Genomic DNA, 20,508 nt, shown 5'->3' on the forward strand with positions numbered 1-20,508 from the left:
TAATGTTAAAAAATCATGTTGTTGAAGATGGACTTACAGCTTTTCCAGTTCGCTGATCGTCTTTTTTACATTTGCTTCCACCTTGGTAGTTTCTGCCAGCGACAATGCCTTTTGCGCAGCTGCCATGCCCTCTTCCTTTTTGCGGAGCGACACACATATCTGCGACAGCGTGCTTTGTGTACTATAATCATCCGGACTGATGGCTACCGCCTGCCTGGCCAGCTGATAGGCCGCTTCCCAGGTGGCCGGATCTCCCATACCGCGCCGATGCGCTGCACGCGCCAGGAACGACAGTTTTTCTGCATCATACCGGAGCAAGCCGGTACGTGCTTTGGCTGCCAGCGTCACATACTCCGCGTACTGTTTTTTGTACAGGTAATACTCCACTTCCGACATCACTGCCTGCTTCTGCATGCCCGTATCTGCGGAGGTTTTAAAATAATTCAGTCTTTCCCGGAAACCTTTATCATCACCCGACCGCATAGTGGCATACAACTTATACTGGAGCATACGTTGCTTCAGGGAATCGAGTTTGCCTGCACTGGCCACCCCTTTAAATAAGCCGGTATTTTGCAGGAAGTATTTTCCCAGTCGATCATCTTCACTGTGTCCCAGTTCACTGATTACTTTTAAACCCAGGGCAGTAGCCAGTTGCGACTCCGGCATATCACGTACCAACCCCTCGCCTATTTCATCGGCGAGCCGTGCATCAGTATTCTTTAAGCCCAGGTAGTAATTCATGAGGAAAGGAAGATCGCGGCGCCCTGCCGCATATTCCTTTTGCATGTTAGGAAAACTCAGCTTCGGATCTGCTGCCCGTTGTGCTTCGGCTATAAAATTATCCGCTTCCATACGGCCGCCGGAACGGTGAATAATAACCCCTTTTTCATCTATAAAAAGATAGGTGGGAAAGGAAGTCACCTTATATTCATTCCTGATGGCAACGCCCTCCCCTTTTTCCATATCAAAGCGCGCATTGATAAAATGCCCGTTGTAAAAGGTGGCTACTTTAGGATCTACAAACACGTTTTTATCCATCCACCTGCAGGGACCACACCAACTGGTGAAGCAATCGATAAATACCGGCTTCTTTTCCTTTGCGGCCAGCGCTTTCAGTTCGCTTAACGCCAGCGGGCGGAAGGCTATTTCATTTTGTGCGGCTGCGTGTAAGGGCAACAGCAGGGCAAAACAAGCTCCTATTATGCTAAAAATATTTTTCATCTGTAATGTTTTATCGGGTGACAATTACCGCTCATACACCGGCATGGTGGCGTTAAGTTCCAGTACCTTTGGCGGCACCGGCAGAATATATCTTTTATCATTTGGCGGCAAACTGAATGTCTCCGTGCCTTGCTTATGCACAATCGTTCTGGCAAAACGCGGTTCTTTGTTCAGCCGCTTCAGATCGATGAGACGTGTGTTGTCGCTGTAGCATAACTCCCGCTGCCTTTCGTCGAGCGCTATTACCAGCGCTTCGTCAGCTGTAGCAGCGGTTAAATCCACGTGATTCCGGATCCGTTTACTACGCAGGGCATTGATATAGTTCAGCGCCGCATCCTTCTGACCCAGTCGTGCTTCGCACTCACCGGCAATCAGGTAAAGTTCAGGCGTACCGAGGCCGATGTTAAAGTCGATATACGGTGCATACAATACCCGGCCCGGAAACTGGATTTCCCTGGTAGAAAAGTTGGCTTTCCCGTTGCAGAAAAACAATTCCATTCGTTTATCCACTGCCGTAGCCGGCAGATTTTTTTCAAATACGGATAGTATTTCCGGAGAAGCATACACTTCCGCATTCACGCTGCCCATAGACATACCGGCCAATCGTACCCAGATATCTTCCGGATGATCCTGCGGAGCAGGGAATACTACTGTATTATCCGACGCCAGGCACACACGGCCATAGGTGGTGCCGGTTTTGGTGGTGTACAGGTTATAATCCAGCAGCGTATTCTTCAGGTTGAGCGCTTCCTTTGCATTTTTCAGGGCATTGGCATAATCTCCCATATATAGGTACATGCGGCTCAGAAAAGCAAAGCCGATGCTCTTGCTCGGATAGAAAACATGTCTCGCTTTTTCAGGCAGATCGGGCAGGCTCTCTTCCAGGTCTTTCCGGATCTGGTCATATACTTCCGCTACCGTATTGCGTTTATAGGTTTCATTGATATCCCCTTCCTTGACGATGGGTACACCCAGGTCATTTTTGGCGGTTTGCGGATCGTAATGCGCTGCATAGGCATTCACCAGCGTCAGCAGCTCATAGGCACGTCCGAGTAAAGCCACTGCTTTCAGTTCACGTTTATCCTTGTCCGTAGCATCCGGTACCTTCATCACGTTATTGATCACTACGTTGTAGGTAAACATATGAGAATAGGCGGTTTCCCATATTACATCCGATTCGCCGGGCAGAAAAATGGCCCCGCCCTGAAATGAGTACAGATTTTTCTTCACTGCCGGCAGCCGGGAGTATTCGGCCCCTTTAACAGGATCGCCCTTCACACCGATCGACACTTCATCCGTTAAGTAAGCCGGATAGGCCGAGGAAACCCTGATGAGGTACTGGTCGTTCAACAGCTTTGCGTAATCTTCATAAAACTCAGGAATGGAATATCCTTTTGGCTTTATATCCAGGAATTTATTGCAGGAAGTAAACAGGAGTACTGCCACACTTATCAATGAGATCGTTATTTTTTTCATACCTGTAAGTTTAGAGTTGGATGTTTAAACCAATGGTGTAGTTGGGCGGAGGTAAAATGCCCCTGCCGGTAGATAAGGTAGTACCACTCCATACTTCCGGATCAAGCCCCTGGCTGTTGGCAGCCCAGCGCCATGCGTTCTGTACCTGGAGACTGAGTCTTGCGCCACTGATACCTGCCCGGCCAATCAGCCCGGATGGCAGTTCATAGCCCAGCGTGATATCACGCAGCTTGATAAAATCGGCCTTCTGCATATGCATATCGGCTGCATCCCAGATATTGGTCAGCACGGCATCAGCACCCTGCTGATAGGCCGGGGCCATACTGCGGTCAGCCTCATCACCTGGTTTACGCCAGCGCACCAGGTTGAGCTTATCCATATTACTGGTGTAATTCAACTCCGGATAAAGATTCAGGTAAGTAGCTTTTGCACCACGCATGACGTGACCACCGTAGTAAATAAACATGAAATACAAACTGATCCCCTTATACGAAAATGTATTTTGCAGGGAGGCGGAATAAGGTGGCGTAGCCGTTCCTTCATATACCAGATCGGCAATGGTCAACGCCTGGGTGGTATTCACCAACTTGCCGCCAGCAGTGTAGGCCTGAGGGCGTCCCTGCGCATCCAGTCCTGCGTAACGGATACTGTACAGCGATTGCAACGGCCTGCCCACGCGGGTTTGCCCGGAAACCAGGTAACTGTATACTTCGTTGGAAGGATTCTCCAGGTTCAGCAACTCATTTTTATTGTAGTTGAAATTCAGGGTACTCTGCCAGTTGAAGTCCTTACTTTCCACGTTGATGCTGGTAAGGGTGATATCAATACCACGATTACGCATGCTGCCATAATTCAGCATCACAGAGCCCCAGCCGGTGGTGGGATCAGCGTTGCGGTCACCCAGTAAATCCACGGTATGTTTATTATACACTTCAATGGAACCCTGCATTCTTCTTTTAAACAGATCGAAATCCACCCCGAAGTTGGTCACCTGCGTTTTTTCCCAGCGCAGTCCTGAGTTAGGGGGACTCACAATAGAACTCTGGAATTCATTGGTGAGATAATTGGTGCTGCTGGCATCTTTCGCGATCAGGTAAGGACCACTCTGTTTGGCAATATTACCATTGAGACCATAGGTAGCGCGCACCGCCGCCCTGTCGAGCCAACCGAATTTATTACGTGCTATTTCATACAATAAACCGGCAGACCACAAAGGCTTGTACTGATAGCGGGGATCGGTACCGAACAGGTTTGACTGATCCACACGGATGCTACCAGTGGCAGTTAGCTTCTGGTTAAAGGTATAGGAGCCATTTCCGTAAAACGACAAAAAGCGATCTTCTGTGTAGGTAAAACCTTTCTCCTTACTGGCAAACGAAAACTGGTTAAATACACTCTGCGTATTATTGATGTATTGGCGAAGCATCAGTTCATCGATCGGCTTATAGGTAAGACTGAAATCATCGTATCCATATTTATACAAGTTCGTGCCTGATCTCACAATTCTCCTTTTCTCTGCACCGGCGATAATATTTACCTGGTGTTTACGGGTAAACGAACGCTGGAAGTTCAACTGCGCACGCATGGTGTAGGAGTTCTGATCGTTGCGGGTTTCACTCACCTGTCCGCCCTGGGGGATGTAGTTGGTCACCACACCGGTTGCAGGATTGATCACGGTGGCATCATTGATCTGCGTTTTCACCGCATTGGCACTTTTGTGATAGAACTGTTTGTCAAACCCCTCTGTACGCTCGTTCTGGTAGCGTATATCCAGCGAAAGCCCTTTTATCAGTTTAAACTTTGCGCCGATATTGGCATTGGTATATTTACTGGTGCTGGTGGCGTGTTGTTTACCGATTTCATTCAGTGGCTGGTAGGTTTCATCCTGCAGGCCCAGGGCATTCAGACGGTCAATTTCAAACTGCGATTTGGAGATCAGCCATTGTGCTGGCGTGCCATCTTCATTGCGCAGCATATAATAGGAAGCCTTTCCGCCGTTGAGATTGGAGAATCCGCTGAACCCATTGTCATAATCATCTTTTACAACGCTCCCCAGCAAAGTCACATCTGCCTGGACCCATTTGGCCAGGTTGAACGCATTTTTCAGGTTGTAGCCGTAGCGGTTAGTGGTACCGCGACTTTTATCATAGTTATTATTACCGGTATAATTGGCGGAGAGATTATATTTATAGAAGTCGCTGCCACCGGAAAAGCTCAGGTTATGTTGCTGTATCATTTTGGCATCACGCACCAGCTCATCGAGCACCTGGTTGTAACGGTCGCGCTTCCGGTATACATTCAGCTGTTGTTGCAGTTCTGCTTCAGAAATGTTGCCGGCTTTTCTTTCATACAGCCATGCATACACGTCGTTCATGGATTTACGGGCATCCAATGAATTATAATCGCCGGAGGCGGCTGCGAACAACTGCTGCTGGAAATCTACCAGCTCATTACTCGACATGAGGTTGGCATATTCCCAGTCGGGCAGCGGTGTCAGCTTCATGGTACCACTGTAACTGATACGGGGCTTTCCTGCCACGCCGCTGCGGGTAACAATAACAATCACGCCGTTGGCAGCTCTGGCGCCGTAAATGGAAGCTGCGCTGGCATCTTTCAAAATGGTAATGCTGCTTATTTCAGCCGGATTCAGTGCCGCCAGTGCACCTTCATATACGATACCATCTACCACATACAGCGGTGCTTTGTTACCATTCACTGTAGATACGCCACGGATCTGGATACTTCCCTGTGAGGTGAGGCCGGCCACCATGCCTTCCATGCGCTCCATGATATTTGTTTGCAGCTTACCTTTCATATCATCGGCGGTAATGGTGGAATAGGAACCTGCGGCCCTTTCCCTTGAAATGGTCTGGTAACCGGTGTTTACCACCGCTACTTCCTTTATCTGTGAAGCAATACGGGCCAAACGTATATACAGCCCCGTAGTATTCTCCGTAAGCACTACTACTTTAGGACTGTAGCCCAGGAAAGAAACAACGAGCGTAGATCCGGGTTCGCCCTCCAGGGTAAATTGCCCGTTGGCATCCGCAATGGCGGTCTGCATCTTTGCTTTCTTTACCGTGATACTCGCGCCGGGAAGCGGATTTCCCTGTTCATCAGTGACGGTACCGGTAACGACCTGAAAAACCGCTGCGGCGGCGGTAGTAACGGGTGATGCCACCGGTTGCTCCCCGGAAAGGATAATGGATTCTCCTTCTATCAGAAAGGTGATCCGTTCTTTTTTAAACACTTTCACCAGCAGTTCATCCAACGGCATCTGGCTGGCTTTCTCCGTCACGATGCTGTTAAGATTTACATCTTCCTTATTATAAAAGAAAGAGTAACTGGTTTGTTTTTTGATTTCTTCAAAAAAATGCTTCATGCTGATGGCCTTACCGCTCAGCGTTACACGCTGCGCCAGACTTTTAGCACTGAGTTGCAGGAAGCATAAGAGAAGCAGACCGGATGTCAGTTTCATTGTTCGCAATAATTGTTTCCCATCCGCTGGCAGCCATTTTTGTTTTAGCCGGTTGACGGTGGCTGTTAAAGATGCCGGTGTAATACATACATCCGGGGCTTTTTTGATTTTGGTTGGAACTGGATGTGGCGCATGGCTATAGTGCCCTGGAAACAGGGATATAGCGGCCCGCCACCGAGATGCAGTTTTTTGCATACCTTTGTCAGGAGTTTGGTTGTTAAAAAATGGGCTACCCGCCTTTTTTTGAAACCTGCTTTCCGCCGCTGCGGGGCCTAATCCGCAGTGGCTTTTTACAGCCTTCAATATATTGCCTGAATCATCAGGGTGTTACAATTACTTTATTGCCATTTTCAATTCTAAAGTGGACTTTCGTTTTACGCAAAGCATTTAATACGCCCTGCAATGAAATTTTCATGCTCAGTTCTCCGCCAAAATTTATATCCGGTACTCCCCTTTCATACACCACTTTTACATCATACCACCGTTCCAGGGTGCGCATTACTTCCTGCAGTGAAGCATCCTGGAAATTGAAGAATCCCCTTTTCCAGGCAGTTATTTTATCCATGTCGGGTACCTCCAGTACCTGTATATTATTATTGCCGGTGTGGCTCAACCGGGCCTGCTGGCCGGGCTTCAGCAATACCGGCGCCTCCTTTTCCACCCGGGTAGCAATGACACCTTTTACCAGGGTGGTTTGAATATAGGGTTCATTGTCGTACGCATTAATATTGAAGTGCGTACCCAACACTTTTACTTCTGCACGGTTGCCAATGTTCACGATAAAAGTGCGCCGTGAATCTGCTGCAATTTCAAAATAGGCTTCCCCGGTTACCGTTACCCGCCGCACCTTGTCTGTAAATGCTACCGGGTACCGCAGACTGCTGCCTGCATTGAGCCATACGCGCGAACCATCCGGCAGCACCAGGTTAAACTGACGGCCTACCGGTGTAGATACGCTGTTAAATATTTCTTCCGGCGCCGTATTGCCAGTGGCCTCATAGCGCAATTGTCCTTTATTCATCGATACGGTGGTACCGCTTTCTCTGGCTATTTCTGCATTACTCATACTATCCAGCAGTACCTGCCGGCCATTGGCCAGGGTGAGCACAGCGCCCTGCCTTCCTGGCTTAATTTCAGGTACTTTGGTAGTGATAGAGAGATCTGTTTTAGGCCGTGGCGTATAATATATATAATAGCCACCGGCACTCAGCAGCACGGCAATAGCCGCCGCCCAGCCCCAGCGCAGGAGGCCGATGCGCCGCACTGGCGCTTCAATCACTGGTTGCAGGGAGGCACTAAGTCCGTCGGCTTCCTGCAACAGCAGCTGCCAGGTAAGTTCTTCCTGGTGCGAATCCGGCGCCAGGAACGGACCATCCCCGGCAGCAGCCACCTGCACGGCCTCCGTGTGAACGGCTTCCTGTGCGGGATCGCTCAGTAACCGGAACAGCTCCTGGAGCTGCTCCGCAGTAGCCTGGCCCGATACATACAGGCGCCAGAGATCTTCGATATGTTGCTTACCTTTGTTCATGCAGATATTAGTAAAGACACCTTGCTCAACAGGCAGGACTAGTACCCAATAAAAAAATCAGAAAAGGAACCATACACTGAATAACAACAGGTAGAAGTCGCCATACTGCTGCAGGTATTGCCGGATACTTTTGAGCGTTTGCACCATATGGTTACGCACGGTATTTTTGCTGATACCCAGCCGGGAGGCTATTTCCTGGTAACTCAGTCCCTCTTCCTGCTGCAGGCGGAAAATGCGCTGCTGCTGTGCGGGCAGGCGCCCGGTAGCTTCGGTAATCAACTTTTCAAGTTTACGGTAACCGGATAAGTCGTCATGATGACTATCATGCAATGCCTGGCTAACGAAGTACTGCATCCTGGATTCCAGCTCCTGGCGGCGCAGACGGTTGAGGCAACGGTTGGCCGTAACCCTGTACAGGTAAGCAGCGGGCTGGTCTATCTCCACCAGCGTTTTCCGTTCTGCCCATACATATAAAAAAACTTCCTGCACCACTTCTTCCGCCCAGAATGCTGATTTCATGAGCTTATAGGCATTGGCACGCAACGGCTCATAATATTGGCGGAACAACTGCGCAAACGCATGCCCATCTCCATCTGCAATGGACACGAAAAGCAATTGATCGGTATGAAGATCTTTTTCCGGCAATTTATTATGGTTAGCGACGCTGCTTTTACAGCAACGTCCTGCAATAGTGGCTATGGCATAAAAAAACCATCTTCCGGTGGCGAAGATGGAATAAACTTATAATGTTCCCTGGCTGTATTTCTTACTCGTCCAAACTGCTACATCTATCATAAAGGTGCAAATATTGTTCAATTCCTTTTAACGGATGCGTGCAAAATTAGTTTTTTTTAATTGATTATTGAGTAATTCGGTTCTTCAGCGCATTCAAACTGCTCCCCGCCATCGCCAACCCAAACAGATAATAGTAAGTCTCCCCCGGCAAATGTTACATCTTTATTTCTCCGAAGAAATTTTAGTATAACTGAAAGCTTCAAAAAATCCACAAAAATCATAGTGTTTGGCTTCTTTCGGAAAATTGTTCTTTATAATTTTCAATATTCCATATAGATTTGTGTCAGAAACATTTTCACTTTTAACTAAATTATCCAATTTTAATGTGTATTTAAAAGAGTCATGGGAGAGCTTTTTATTATCATTCTTTAATAAAGGAATATTTATCAATAAGCTATCAACATGTCTTTTGTCATCACTTGTAAGATGAAATGCTATCAACTTTATAAGTGAATCATTCTTCTGTATAGAATAGTTTATAGTATCACGCTTCTCAAAGCAAAAGCCAACAATTCCTTCTCCTTGATAGTTAAAACTGATAGAATAGTATGATGTATTGTTGGGGCATTCTATTAAAAGGCTACAAGTTTTGTAAATTAAATTATTGCTTCCCTCCTTACGAGATTGGCGCTCAGAGCAACTGATCAAACATAAAATTGTACAGAAAAGTTTCAATAACCTCATTTTAAACATAGGATCGGTTTTATCTATTCAGAAAATAATACGCCGGATTTTAGTCATAGCCCTCCATCATTAGAAGAGAGGTAACCAATTCTTGACCTAATACAACATATTCAGATTGTTTTTCAGTCTGAGTTTGGTTAGAAGTAAAGGTTAAAACCGAATCCGCACCAGTACCATTTTGAGATACGTTTTCATTTGCGGCATCAGGCCTGAGTAATGCGTCTCCTCCAATAGGTGAACCCAAATGGATCATCATATTTCTCCTCCGGTTAATTCGAAATCGTTTCCTCCACTGCTCCGTACCAGGCGTATTTTTTTGTATTAAAGTGGAAGGAGTCTTGAATACGCCCGGTTTTACGGGCCACCCTCAGACATTTCTCATAAACACTATAATAATCAATAATAAAATCTATACAATCATTGATCTCTTTTTTACTTTTCCAGTCTATTACTACAGGAAAACATGAATACATGCTGATGCCCTCCGGATGAACTATCTTATTTATCATATATAAAGCATCAATTTGCATATTATAATATTGCGTCTTAGGCTTTCCGACACATGTCCGCTCTATCCCTTCATTAAAAAATTTATTCACCTTTCTACAGCACAATGAGGTATCTCCTTTAAACTTCAAAAGCATTTCAACAATGACGAGTTTTATGCTATCTGAAAGCTTAAGAACCGCATCAAGATCATAAAAATCTGTTGGTGTTTTTATAATGGTATCTCCCAAATTTACAGATATTACTAACTTATATCCATCCATTTGATCTGCATAATGTCGACACGCTACCTTATCTACAGAAATACATTTCACCTGGGCGAACGTAATTTCAGATAATAATAGAAACACAAACACTATACAAAAAAATCTTTTAGTCATTATAATCAGTTCCATCCAATACTTTTTTTTAATGCCTGCTGCTTATTTACATCTATAAACGCTATCTGGATTAATCAATTCCACTAACTGTTTTAACAGGCTCTAATAATGCAGGCAAACAGATATTACCAATCATTAGCGATTTAAGGGTATCCTTTGATAAAATATAAGCGGCATTTTTAAACCCATATTCATTGGGCAAAGGGGCATATACTGTTAACAGGATAGTATCATTCCTGTTTACCCAGGTACCTAAAAAATCTGATTCTGTTCTTTTCCTGTAACGGGTATCTTCCTTACTAAACTTGAGGCTAAATGTTCCATGCTCCTTCAAATTCAGGTTCCATTTCTTTGTCGTAGTATACCATACGGAACATTCAGTTGCCGTATGAGCGTACAATGCATGCTGAGATGCCGGATTGAACCGCATTATAAAATACAAAAGTAGAATATTCATAATATTGACTAATACGCTGAAATCGCCCTTACTTGTTTGATTGGATTTGGGGCAATTAAGTATCCCCCACGCTCTCCTCGACTAACATCGAACGGTCAACAGTTTGTTTTGCTTAGAACGAAAAGGTAAATAATTTATTCCACTATTGTCCGTCGCTAATTTAAAATGATCGTCGAACAATACAAAATTAAGATGTGTTTTCTGCCTGTCAGGATTGACTTGATAGATTCTTTCTCTTTCAGTCACCGGTAGTCATTGCTAAAAAATGCTATTGAACAGGGTCTGTTGATTCGCACTGGTTAATCCATACGCGCCTTCATATGTTGCCCCACTGCCATTAAAAGCATGCACCGATCGGTGAGCATATTTTCAACAGAAGGAGCTTTGTCATTTCTCCTTAGGCTCATTTGACTCATAAAAAGCCTCGGCGCTCAGGGATATGGCATCACTTGCCATTCATACGCCATATCGGGTTTGCTACTGCATTTTTTGAAATAATGACCCTCATTAGAAATGATTTTACAATAAAAGATGGCCCAGGGCACTCGATTTTGTTTTACAAATTCTATGTAACTTTGGCTGAAAATTAAGCTCCTTACTATTCTTATCCTGTAGCTATGCGCAATTCCTATATGTCAATTGTACTTGCACTGCTCCAACTTTTCTGTTTTGGGATGATGGGAGATATGGAATGAAAATTAAGGATGGATTTGCCGTTACAGGCTCCGTATCTACAGTAGAATATACCATTACACGAATAGGTAAAAGAGATTTTGATGCAGTATATTCCGGTAAAACCTGGAACGAAGGTGACCGGGATAGCTTGAGTATAAACAATGGAATGCTATTTAACGCAAAGCTACCAATTGTTCGATAGTGTAATCGCGTGCGGTTATATTAAAGAATCTGAACTTTGAAATGATTTATGGGCCGGTGGAATTTTCGTAATATCAGTTCTAGCAAAATATCAATAGCTATGAGAATTAAGTCCTTTCAGGAAATGCTTTTGGAATATAATATTTCAGAACTTGAGCCAGATGACAACACAGAGAGAAAAGAAATGCTATCTAAATACGATAATTCAGTTATCCTTGAAGGTGGCTTTATGGAATTTGAAAATTTGGATAAGTGGATTAGAATTACATTGGGAAAAAACAATATCATGTATATTTTTTATGGAAAGACCGGATATGATTACGGCTTTGCAGAATATTTCTTTGATGATGCCAGAGAGGCGCAGGAAGTAACCAGGGCTATTCCTAATATTTATACATTATATCCTAAGTCTTATAAGCCAAATCATATTTGTAAAAGTGATGGATATGATGAAGAAGTAGCGTATGACCCCGAAAATAAAGATGCTATTTTCCTGGGAGATATCTAAATAAGCCCAATAATCTATCTATCTATAATTCTTACATTGTCATATCTATCTCAAATACGCTAAAGATGCTGTTATTTGACTAGCCATCTCCAAAAAAGTATTCCGATTAGTTTTATGATGCAATTCCAAAACGCCAATTTTATGTTCTTGATAAAAAATCAGGAATCTTGAATAATCCAGTCTATTAGCATCCTTTGTTATAAAGTCAAAAAAGGCTATAACCTCTCCGGATGATCTTTCACTCACATACTTATTTAAATTACCATTCCAGTCCACTAGTATTCCCAAACTCCCTACTTTGCAATTCCTTCCCGTTATACTTCATCCCATTCTCCGGACAATTGCTTCACTCCAGTGGATCAGATGAAATCCCCGCCATCGTCAGTCCAAACAGATAATAATGCGCCTCTTTCTGCAGTGGGGAATTGTCAAGGTATCAAGGGAGCCCTATCAAAAAGTATCGTATCATTTAACAAGGTATTTGTAAAGGCATTGAGGGAAATTGCTTTATTACCGTTGTACTTTATACTTAATAATCTCCATCTAAAGAAGTCCTTTCCTTTTTTCCTGAAAAATTTATAAATTACTCCGTACTTCTTTGTATAGAGAATAAAACTTGAGAAATCGCCGTACTCAGTATTTTCTTTGTTCCAATAAATTTTGTGTACATCTATACTATCGTTTAGGAAAAAGTAGTTTCTGGAAACCGCTTTTTTAAACACGATTTTGTTCACGATAAATGATTGATTGTTGATGCTATCAGAAAGACTATTAATGGCTGAATCAAGAAAACATTTTTCCACGCATATCGAATCTGCCAAACTCAAATTGGGTGCCGAGAACGCATCTACAAAATCATATTCTGTTTTCTTATGAGTTGTACCCACGCTCCACAGTTTAGTACATGTATCATTTGCTATTGAACCGATACATCCCAATAAAATAATCGCTATTAAGTATGATTTCATAAATTTACTTTTCAATATCAGACCTTGGCTCTTCTTCTATTCCTGGTAATATAATGATCCCAATAATCTAAAGATGCTATTATCGAATTAGCCCTATTCTACAGGCAATTCAGGAGTAAGTTCCATCGCCAATCCAAACGGATAATAATGTGTCTGAAATTTGCCGAAACAACAATATCATTTTCTATTTAATAGGAAAATACCATTTTGAAATTTCATTATTAATATAGTAGACGCCTCGACTTTCCTCAAATAGCTTAATAAAATAGGGTTGTTTCATACATTCTCCATCTCGCAGAAGATAGCTCAGTATTGTATCATCTCCTGCCGTTCGTTCCCATTGCGCAAATTCCAGATTACCATCTTTATTAAAATCCCCGATACAAAAGGGAGGCTGAAAGCTTCCATCATCGTTATTCAATGTAATAAGCGGATATATCCCGACCTCATTTTTTTTCGTGACATCACATAACAAGATATACCATCCTTGTGGAGATGTGCCGTTAAGGTCCGCTTTTTCAAATTGAACAGTTATATACTTTCGTTTACCATATTCAAATTTATACATGGCAGTCACATCCAGCCTCAAGGGCTTTTCGCCAACAGGCTAGCGAAATAACGAATCAAGATTATACTTTTTTTTATTACATATCGTTATTGATTCTTGTTCTATCAGTCCTTTCTCTTCAAACCAATTAATCGAATACTTATACAACCGGATTTTTAAAGGCATGCTTTTCTCTTCCAATATGCTCAACGAATTGGGTATATCGGAATAAGGTCTGATATTTTTAATACCAACCATTTTAAAATGTGGACCGCTTATGCGTTTAAATGGCAAAACTTCTCTTTGCAGCGCAGCATAAGAAATCAATACAGTATCTCTATTATCAAAATTACGGGCACTCACTAAGGGAATAAAACAACCGGTTGTACAAGTGGCCATAATAGTCAAGCATCTAATTAGTTTTGGCACAACGAAATGGTATCCTTCTGCATCCGATAAAAGCGACTTATTAGCAGGATCTCCTGTATCAGCAGATATGACGGTGGCAGGAGTGCCTTTTCATCTGGGATAGGTACCTGGCCCACCTTCTTCATATATTAAATTGTTTCAACTCGGCAAATCAGTGTTTGATAAAGTTCGTTATTCTAAAACGGCTTCCCATTATACTCCATTCTGCTCTCCGGATACTTCGCTCTCTCAATGCATTAGAACCAATCCCGGATATGGTCAATCAAAACGGATAGCAATGAGCCTCTTCAATGTGACATCTTTAATCTATTTGTTGTCAATCAAAAAAATCTTACAATACTTACACTATTAACTGCGGTGTTTGAAGACAATACATAGTTACAGATCCGAACCTTATCTCCGAATTCATTTGCCTCCACAACGTAAACTTTGCCATCACAATTGTGATAGTAAGAGTTAAGGGCGCGTAAGAAAAAATAACGTATTGATCTAAGATTAACCGTCGCTACATTTTCAATCTCTATATAGTTTTAAAATGCTGAATCCTGATTCAAATAAAGCACCTTTAGCAAACCATTTGGAGCTGCATTTAACTGATTTTCTATAGACTGAATCGCGCTCCTATTCCATTCAATAAATAATGAATATGTATTTCATAACCTTACATTCTGAGCAATCAGAATAACCGGAAGAATAAGGATAAACATTATACAGATAAATATCTTACAGCTCACTTCATTTCTTATTTTTCTGGTTTTCCATATAAGGGTCCATTATCGCTAAACGTTATGTTAACCCAATTACTGAATCATTAAATATGCTAAATATGCATCCCGCTACCCAAATATACAAGATCTGTCCTGACCTCACTTTACTTATTGTTTTCCTTCCAACGCTTTTAGCCGATCATTAAGTTCCTTTAACAGTAGCTTTATGGCTAAATATAAGCTAACCTAATACCTTCTATTATACCCATCTTTGTCATTTACTTTATACATTCAAAACCGAGCGTTATGGTTTGCTTGCGGCAAATGCAAACAAAATCAAGGGTAATACAAAGAATACTACACTCATAACACCCCAAAAAATTCGTTTCCATCTTGGTAATTCATCAAAGGTCTTTGATAAACTGCTTATTCTTTCTTTCGAATAATATCTATATATAATTGCCATCCATCCAAACATAATTGGTAGTGCAACAAATTTGCTTGGTACATATCTGGTAAAATCCCATATCATGTACCGTTTTAAGAGTGTCAATATTAAAACCACACATGTAAATTGACTTACGGTAACTACCGCAGCAGCACTAAACCTAGGAGTTTCATTTCTGAATTTTGAATAATATTTATATGTACTCACAAAAATCCACTTATACATCAGATACTTTTATTGATTACGCTCATCTATAGCCTTTTGAATATTTTCAGATATACTTCTACCTGTTGTAGCAGTAGATATTATATTCCCAGCGAACCATGCAATTCCGATCGCTGTGCCTGCCCCTGGAACAAATCCAACAGCCCCATGGTCAAGTCAATAGCATGCTTAGTTGTAAAGCCTCTCTCACTTGTTGCGGCATCAAGTACAGTTAAACCAATTCCAGCAGCCCCTAGAACTTTTCCTGCAATACCCGCCACTTTTGATGCCATCGCTACATCACTTAACTCTGCGGCTGTCGCGCCTGCTCCCGAAAGAATCCTACCCGCTGTACTAAATCCAGCTTCAGCTACAGGAACAATTGTGTTTGATGTTACATCAGCAACAGTAGATACAGCCGAAATCGTAGAATTTGACTGCAACTCATGAAACTTTCCTCCTTTACCTAAAGCCCACGTTTGGCTTCCATTGGTATTTGAATACCAAATACTTTGTTGGCCCAAGTCTTTAGCTTCTTTTCCATATAATGCAACAGCACTTTTTTGATCCGTCACAGACTTATCCCACGTAACGCTTATCTGTCCACTTTCATTTACATACCGAACCCAGTCCGTCGGGGCTCGTCCATCACGATCAATAAATCGGAGTGGGTTATCAAATGCATAGTTATAGGGTGAAAATCTTCTCATTGAGTCACTTAATGGATCAACCACATGCCATCTTCCTATCTGTTGATCATACATCCTCGACCCATAATCATACCACTCCAATCCCGAACCATCTCCGAACTCTTTGGACTGCAACTCCTTTCCATTATACTTTAACCTATTTTCCGGATAATTCACTCCCTTCAACGCATTCGAACTTATCCCCGCCATCGTCAGCCCAAACGGGTAATAATGCATCTCCTCCGGTTACAATATACATCCTATGCTATAACATCTCATGCTTGAATTTCTCACAAAGCTGATAACGATTCAAGAAATAATTAGATTTAAACCAATGTGAAAAAACTTTTAAATCGATTTTATTAATTATATATTCAATAGCACTTGGACTTCGTGGTATTCTTTTCTCACTACCGCAAGCACTCATAATATATGCATATATAAGCACTTTGGCCCCATCTTCATTACTAAAACCAAACTCCCACTTCCTCACATTTGACGAATGTGGATCCGGAGAATATATCCATGCACATCTTGATGAATCACCTGAAAACTGCAAAAGTTGCTCAATAATAGCACTGTCAGTTTTAAAAAATGATGATTCTGCAGCATAGTATCTTATGCTATCAAATCTAAAATCAATCGGTGACTTTTTATAAAACTTCAATAGACTGGTGTCCTCCGAATTTTCTACATTCTTAACATATGAATATTCTAAACTATCCAACAAGGCCAAAATAGATCCTTTAACGCGATGATCAGACGTGTCCGCGATTACCTTTCTATATTTACTATCTGGGCGCCCTTGACAGCTTATTAAAATTACAAATAGCAGGTAGCCTAGTATGATTCGCATAGTCAACTATTTAATTGGTTTAATCGTATAAGTTGGTGTTTTTATAGTTTGTATCGCTGGAGCTCTATCAATTATATGCCTTGTATTGTCAGATGCCGGCTTCATCGCTTTCTGTGTAATTGGATCATTTCGAAATGCTTTTGCTGGATCATATCTAAAATACACTCTGGCTTCATAAGTCTTCCCATTTGATTCAAATGTTGGATTGGATCCAGGAGAGTTATAACCCGCGGGAACGTCTCGTGGATGATGGGTATAAACACCATCCTGCCCCCATTTACTTTGCACTTAAGTCGTATTTCCGTTCTCATCAACTTTTGTAACAACTGCCGAGTGAGCTGCCGTTACGTTACCTTTGTCATCCTCATTAAAATACACTCCATTTGTCGTCAATCAGAAAAACCTTACAATATTTGAGTTTATGATTGATCTATTGATAAAAGCTTAATTTCTCCTTTAATCTTTTATAAACTTCTTTTAAAGAAAAAAACAAAACATCAACGTTTACCGATATTTTAAAAGACGTACTTTCAGACCAGGTAAAATAACCGGCGAGGTCACCTTTAAATTGTAATAAAATGTCATCATCCAAAAGAGTACGTAATCTTTCATCACCGATTTGAACTGAATAATCCTTCACAATTCCCAATGTATCATAAATAGATTTAAACAATTCAACATCACTTAAATCAAAAATATTCTTTGTTAAAACGTCGAAACTGATTACAGTATATGGTTCTTTAATACCATTAATTTCTCCAGCCCACTCTTGCAATACGCTATTATCAAAAAAAGAACTACTCTTTAGAATTAAAGATAACAAATCCGCCGGCATAGAGAAGAGAAGTATATTACCATCTACATCAACCAATAACTTATCTGTTTCCTTATCTGAAAGATCTGCACCAAAGACTGTGTAATACTTCTGTTCTGCAAATATGATCTCTAATAAATACTTTCTATATTTTTCTGAGATATAATTAGTCCCTTTCATGTTTCTACTTATTTAGCCCGTTTATTTCTAAACCATTTTTTCATGAAATGATGACGCATTGTAGTACCGCCAGCAACTCCCGGATCAGATAAATGTAATTACGTATTTGCAAGACTAGCAAGCAGTATTACAATGAAGCAAAGAATTGGCCAGCCAAATATGTATATGGAAACACGCCAGCGGCCTTTTATTTTTTTCCCAGGTGCTTCATCTTTAAATTCTTCCATAATACCATTCCACTTTTCCTTGTTATAAAAGATAAAATAGTGACCTACAAGCATACAAAGACAAAAAACAAAAACGACTCCTTTAGTTTCTGTAAATAAAGGCACACCCGGTATTAGCCAGAGCAGCAAAGCATAGATAGTAGCTATCTGAGTCATATGTACAAACGCGATCGTCCATATAACATCCAAGACTGGATAAAGTGATCTCTTATCCAGCGCTGAGCTGTAAAGTCTGTAAATAATATACTTATAAAATTGTAGCATATACTAATCCTTTAATGACCTAACTTTTCTATTTCTATTCGGCACCAGGTTCCTTTATCGCTAACCCAATTACTGAGTAATTAAATAAATATGCTAAATAACATCCCGCTATCCAAACATACAAGATCAGCCCCGACCTCACTTTACTTAGATGACTTTCCTTCCAACGCTTTTAGCCGGTCATTAAGCTGCGATAACAGTTGCTCCTGCTTTAATATCAATTGCTGCTGCTTTTCCAATTTCTTGTTCTGAGCAATCAGGTACAGGGTCAATTCCTCAATTTTCTGCATTTGCTTTTGTTGCATCTCCCCCATATCCAAACCTTCTTTGATAATTTCAGCTTCAGCAGGTATATCGGGAAGGTGTTTATTACCGGCAATATACCTTTCTAATTCAGATAATGAAGGCAGCACATACCCCGGATCAAATACATAATCAGCCCAACCGGTTAACGTTACTTTCACCTTCTGAGCCGTAACTGTTCCTGCTACTGACAATAATGACTGAGGCTTTGATGTGCCGATCCCCACATTTCCGTTATCCATTAAAGTGAGCCTTGGATTGCACAATCCACCGCCACACCCCTGATTGTCATATGCCCAGAATTGCAGACTGTTACCATAAGTACCGGACATATTGAAGATACTCCAGCGGCTGGCTGCTCCAACTGCTGTTTTAGCCGGGTTCAGCAGGGAAATAACACCTCCGATATCAGCATTTGTGACACTACTCACTATCATTCCATTTACTTCCAGCTTTTGAGAGGGATTGGGAACACCAATACCAACATTACCTGTTGAGTTAATACGCATACGTTCTGTTCCATAGGTTCCAAAAACTATATTCATATACATGTCAGGTACGGTCGAATAGCCACTCAGATCGATATATGACTTCATATTGGCATTGAGGCCGCCACCAGCACTCAGCCTCAAAAAGCCGTCATCCGCATAATAGGAAGTATTACTCTGTCCCCGGATATCAAATGACGTACCACTGGCAAGAGCAGGGCGATTGCTGGCATTACTCAGGCCAGCGTTTAAAGATATGCCTCCTGCCACCTGAAGCTTACTAAACCCATCATCCAGGGGACCCAATACGAGACGGTTGGTAGTCTTATTCCCATTTGTAGTTACGGTTTGCAAATCCTGCGCATGAACGCCTGCAATTATAAAACCGAGGGCGATGGTAAACAAACATTTTTTCATAGGTATCTTAAAAATTTCTGGCTTTAAAAGTAATTTATTTTTTTAACTATATATTGGTTAACACTAAAAAATCGAGGCCACTTCAGAACCTCGATTTTATATGTTTATACCGTTTTTGAGAGAGCGTCTGTATTTTCTTTGACAGCATCATTCAAAATAGATCAAATATATTTTTTGTGGTGGTTTAAATTTACCTGATAGTTTCTGTGGAAGTGCATTACCAACATACAGATACAGCACGATTAAGTTGAATCTACCTCTAAACACTAGATAATTTAAAAACCTGACGCTATTTCTTCATTTGAACCCATTTGAAGATATCCCACTCATCGTCAGTCCAAACGGATAATAATGAGCCTCTTCCTTTCTCATCATCAAACGAGTCATTAATTACTGCTATCATAAGCATCTAAAGCTGTTTTATCCCACTATCCCAAGATAGTGTAGTATGCAAATAATACTCAGAAGTTATCTTTATCATATCATTCATATCATACACAAAATGACTTATTATTACATCATCTTTATTAAAACCTTTTTTCAAATTTACAAGAAGATTACTTAATGGCTCTCGAAGCCTGTGAGATGTGATCTTAATTACTTTATTCTGATACCAACCTTCAAGTAAATAAGTATATAATTCTACAAAGTAGCAAGTAGAATTTTCTTTATAAATCAGTAGGATCCTGTAGATATTTTTAGCGCCTGTAATATTATTCTCTATAATGAAAAAATCCTTCCTCCTATTCTTTGTAATTAATTTATTGCAAAAAAGGCCCCTTAAGGAAATATCATTTGACCGTCCAGTATCTTCATTACCAACAAGCATTTTAAACGCAAGTAGCCGCTGATTGTAATAATCCTTTACATTATCGTCTTTTGACATAACTTTTTGCCTTTCCAGGGAAGCTATCGTTGCCTGATTCCATTTAACAACTAAAGAATCTATCTTCTTAAACGAAACTTGTTGTTGTGCCTGCAGGCTATGCATAGCAGCAAAAAAAATCAATATAAAAAACATCTTCATATTTTAAGGCTTTTACGGTATGTCCGTGGG

General features: G+C 41.5%; 18 protein-coding genes. 1 reads left to right on the forward strand and 17 read right to left on the reverse strand.

Annotated elements, in window-relative coordinates; all coding sequences use genetic code 11:
• Window positions 1-33: 33 nt before the first annotated feature.
• The 9 genes from BMW79_RS21425 to BMW79_RS21465 form a co-directional block, all read right to left on the reverse strand.
• On the reverse strand, window positions 34-1,221 hold the full coding sequence (locus tag BMW79_RS21425; RefSeq protein ID WP_089897933.1) for a thioredoxin family protein: 1,188 nt from the start codon (window positions 1,219-1,221) through the stop codon (window positions 34-36).
• Window positions 1,222-1,245: 24 nt separating this feature from the next.
• Window positions 1,246-2,697, reverse strand: a complete 1,452-nt coding sequence (locus BMW79_RS21430; RefSeq protein WP_089897935.1) for a RagB/SusD family nutrient uptake outer membrane protein — start codon at window positions 2,695-2,697, stop codon at window positions 1,246-1,248.
• A gap of 10 nt (window positions 2,698-2,707) precedes the next feature.
• The gene (locus tag BMW79_RS21435; protein ID WP_177192274.1) at window positions 2,708-6,175 is read right to left on the reverse strand and encodes a SusC/RagA family TonB-linked outer membrane protein; all 3,468 of its coding nucleotides are present in this window, start codon (window positions 6,173-6,175) and stop codon (window positions 2,708-2,710) included.
• 319 nt (window positions 6,176-6,494) lie between these two features.
• Window positions 6,495-7,703 (reverse strand): FecR family protein, encoded by a 1,209-nt coding sequence (locus BMW79_RS21440; protein WP_089897939.1) that lies wholly within the window; start codon window positions 7,701-7,703, stop codon window positions 6,495-6,497.
• 57 nt (window positions 7,704-7,760) lie between these two features.
• A complete protein-coding gene (locus BMW79_RS21445) occupies window positions 7,761-8,348 on the reverse strand; it encodes an RNA polymerase sigma-70 factor (RefSeq protein ID WP_177192275.1) in 588 nt (195 codons plus the stop codon).
• Window positions 8,349-8,660: 312 nt separating this feature from the next.
• A complete protein-coding gene (locus BMW79_RS21450; protein ID WP_089897943.1) occupies window positions 8,661-9,191 on the reverse strand; it encodes a hypothetical protein in 531 nt (176 codons plus the stop codon).
• A gap of 40 nt (window positions 9,192-9,231) precedes the next feature.
• Window positions 9,232-9,438, reverse strand: a complete 207-nt coding sequence (locus tag BMW79_RS21455) for a hypothetical protein (protein ID WP_089897945.1) — start codon at window positions 9,436-9,438, stop codon at window positions 9,232-9,234.
• Between the two features lie 13 nt (window positions 9,439-9,451).
• Window positions 9,452-10,084, reverse strand: a complete 633-nt coding sequence (locus tag BMW79_RS21460) for a hypothetical protein (RefSeq protein WP_089897947.1) — start codon at window positions 10,082-10,084, stop codon at window positions 9,452-9,454.
• 55 nt (window positions 10,085-10,139) lie between these two features.
• On the reverse strand, window positions 10,140-10,403 hold the full coding sequence (locus BMW79_RS21465) for a hypothetical protein (RefSeq protein ID WP_143059242.1): 264 nt from the start codon (window positions 10,401-10,403) through the stop codon (window positions 10,140-10,142).
• A 1,099-nt stretch (window positions 10,404-11,502) separates the two neighbouring features.
• Between BMW79_RS21465 and BMW79_RS21470 the strand changes: the two genes are divergently transcribed.
• Window positions 11,503-11,910: a hypothetical protein gene (locus tag BMW79_RS21470; protein ID WP_089897951.1), complete on the forward strand. Its 408-nt coding sequence runs from the start codon at window positions 11,503-11,505 to the stop codon at window positions 11,908-11,910.
• Window positions 11,911-12,338: 428 nt separating this feature from the next.
• On the opposite strand, the gene BMW79_RS21475 is transcribed toward BMW79_RS21470, so the two are convergent.
• The 8 genes from BMW79_RS21475 to BMW79_RS21525 form a co-directional block, all read right to left on the reverse strand.
• Entirely contained in the window at window positions 12,339-12,878 is a 540-nt protein-coding gene (locus BMW79_RS21475; RefSeq protein WP_089897953.1) for a hypothetical protein, read from the reverse strand.
• A 184-nt stretch (window positions 12,879-13,062) separates the two neighbouring features.
• A complete protein-coding gene (locus tag BMW79_RS21480; protein ID WP_143059243.1) occupies window positions 13,063-13,455 on the reverse strand; it encodes a hypothetical protein in 393 nt (130 codons plus the stop codon).
• Between the two features lie 1,859 nt (window positions 13,456-15,314).
• A complete protein-coding gene (locus BMW79_RS21495; RefSeq protein ID WP_089897963.1) occupies window positions 15,315-16,139 on the reverse strand; it encodes an RHS repeat-associated core domain-containing protein in 825 nt (274 codons plus the stop codon).
• 28 nt (window positions 16,140-16,167) lie between these two features.
• The gene (locus tag BMW79_RS21500; protein ID WP_089897965.1) at window positions 16,168-16,758 is read right to left on the reverse strand and encodes a hypothetical protein; all 591 of its coding nucleotides are present in this window, start codon (window positions 16,756-16,758) and stop codon (window positions 16,168-16,170) included.
• 430 nt (window positions 16,759-17,188) lie between these two features.
• Entirely contained in the window at window positions 17,189-17,752 is a 564-nt protein-coding gene (locus BMW79_RS21510) for a hypothetical protein (RefSeq protein ID WP_089897970.1), read from the reverse strand.
• 98 nt (window positions 17,753-17,850) lie between these two features.
• Window positions 17,851-18,243, reverse strand: coding sequence for a hypothetical protein (locus tag BMW79_RS21515; RefSeq protein WP_089897972.1), 393 nt, complete (start codon window positions 18,241-18,243; stop codon window positions 17,851-17,853).
• Window positions 18,244-18,386: 143 nt separating this feature from the next.
• Window positions 18,387-19,451, reverse strand: coding sequence for a TMF family protein (locus BMW79_RS21520; protein WP_089897974.1), 1,065 nt, complete (start codon window positions 19,449-19,451; stop codon window positions 18,387-18,389).
• Window positions 19,452-19,860: 409 nt separating this feature from the next.
• Window positions 19,861-20,478 (reverse strand): hypothetical protein, encoded by a 618-nt coding sequence (locus BMW79_RS21525; RefSeq protein ID WP_089897976.1) that lies wholly within the window; start codon window positions 20,476-20,478, stop codon window positions 19,861-19,863.
• Window positions 20,479-20,508: the final 30 nt, after the last annotated feature.

The organism is Chitinophaga arvensicola, from assembly GCF_900110835.1.
In the GTDB taxonomy this organism is placed as follows: Bacteria; Bacteroidota; Bacteroidia; order Chitinophagales; family Chitinophagaceae; genus Chitinophaga; species Chitinophaga arvensicola.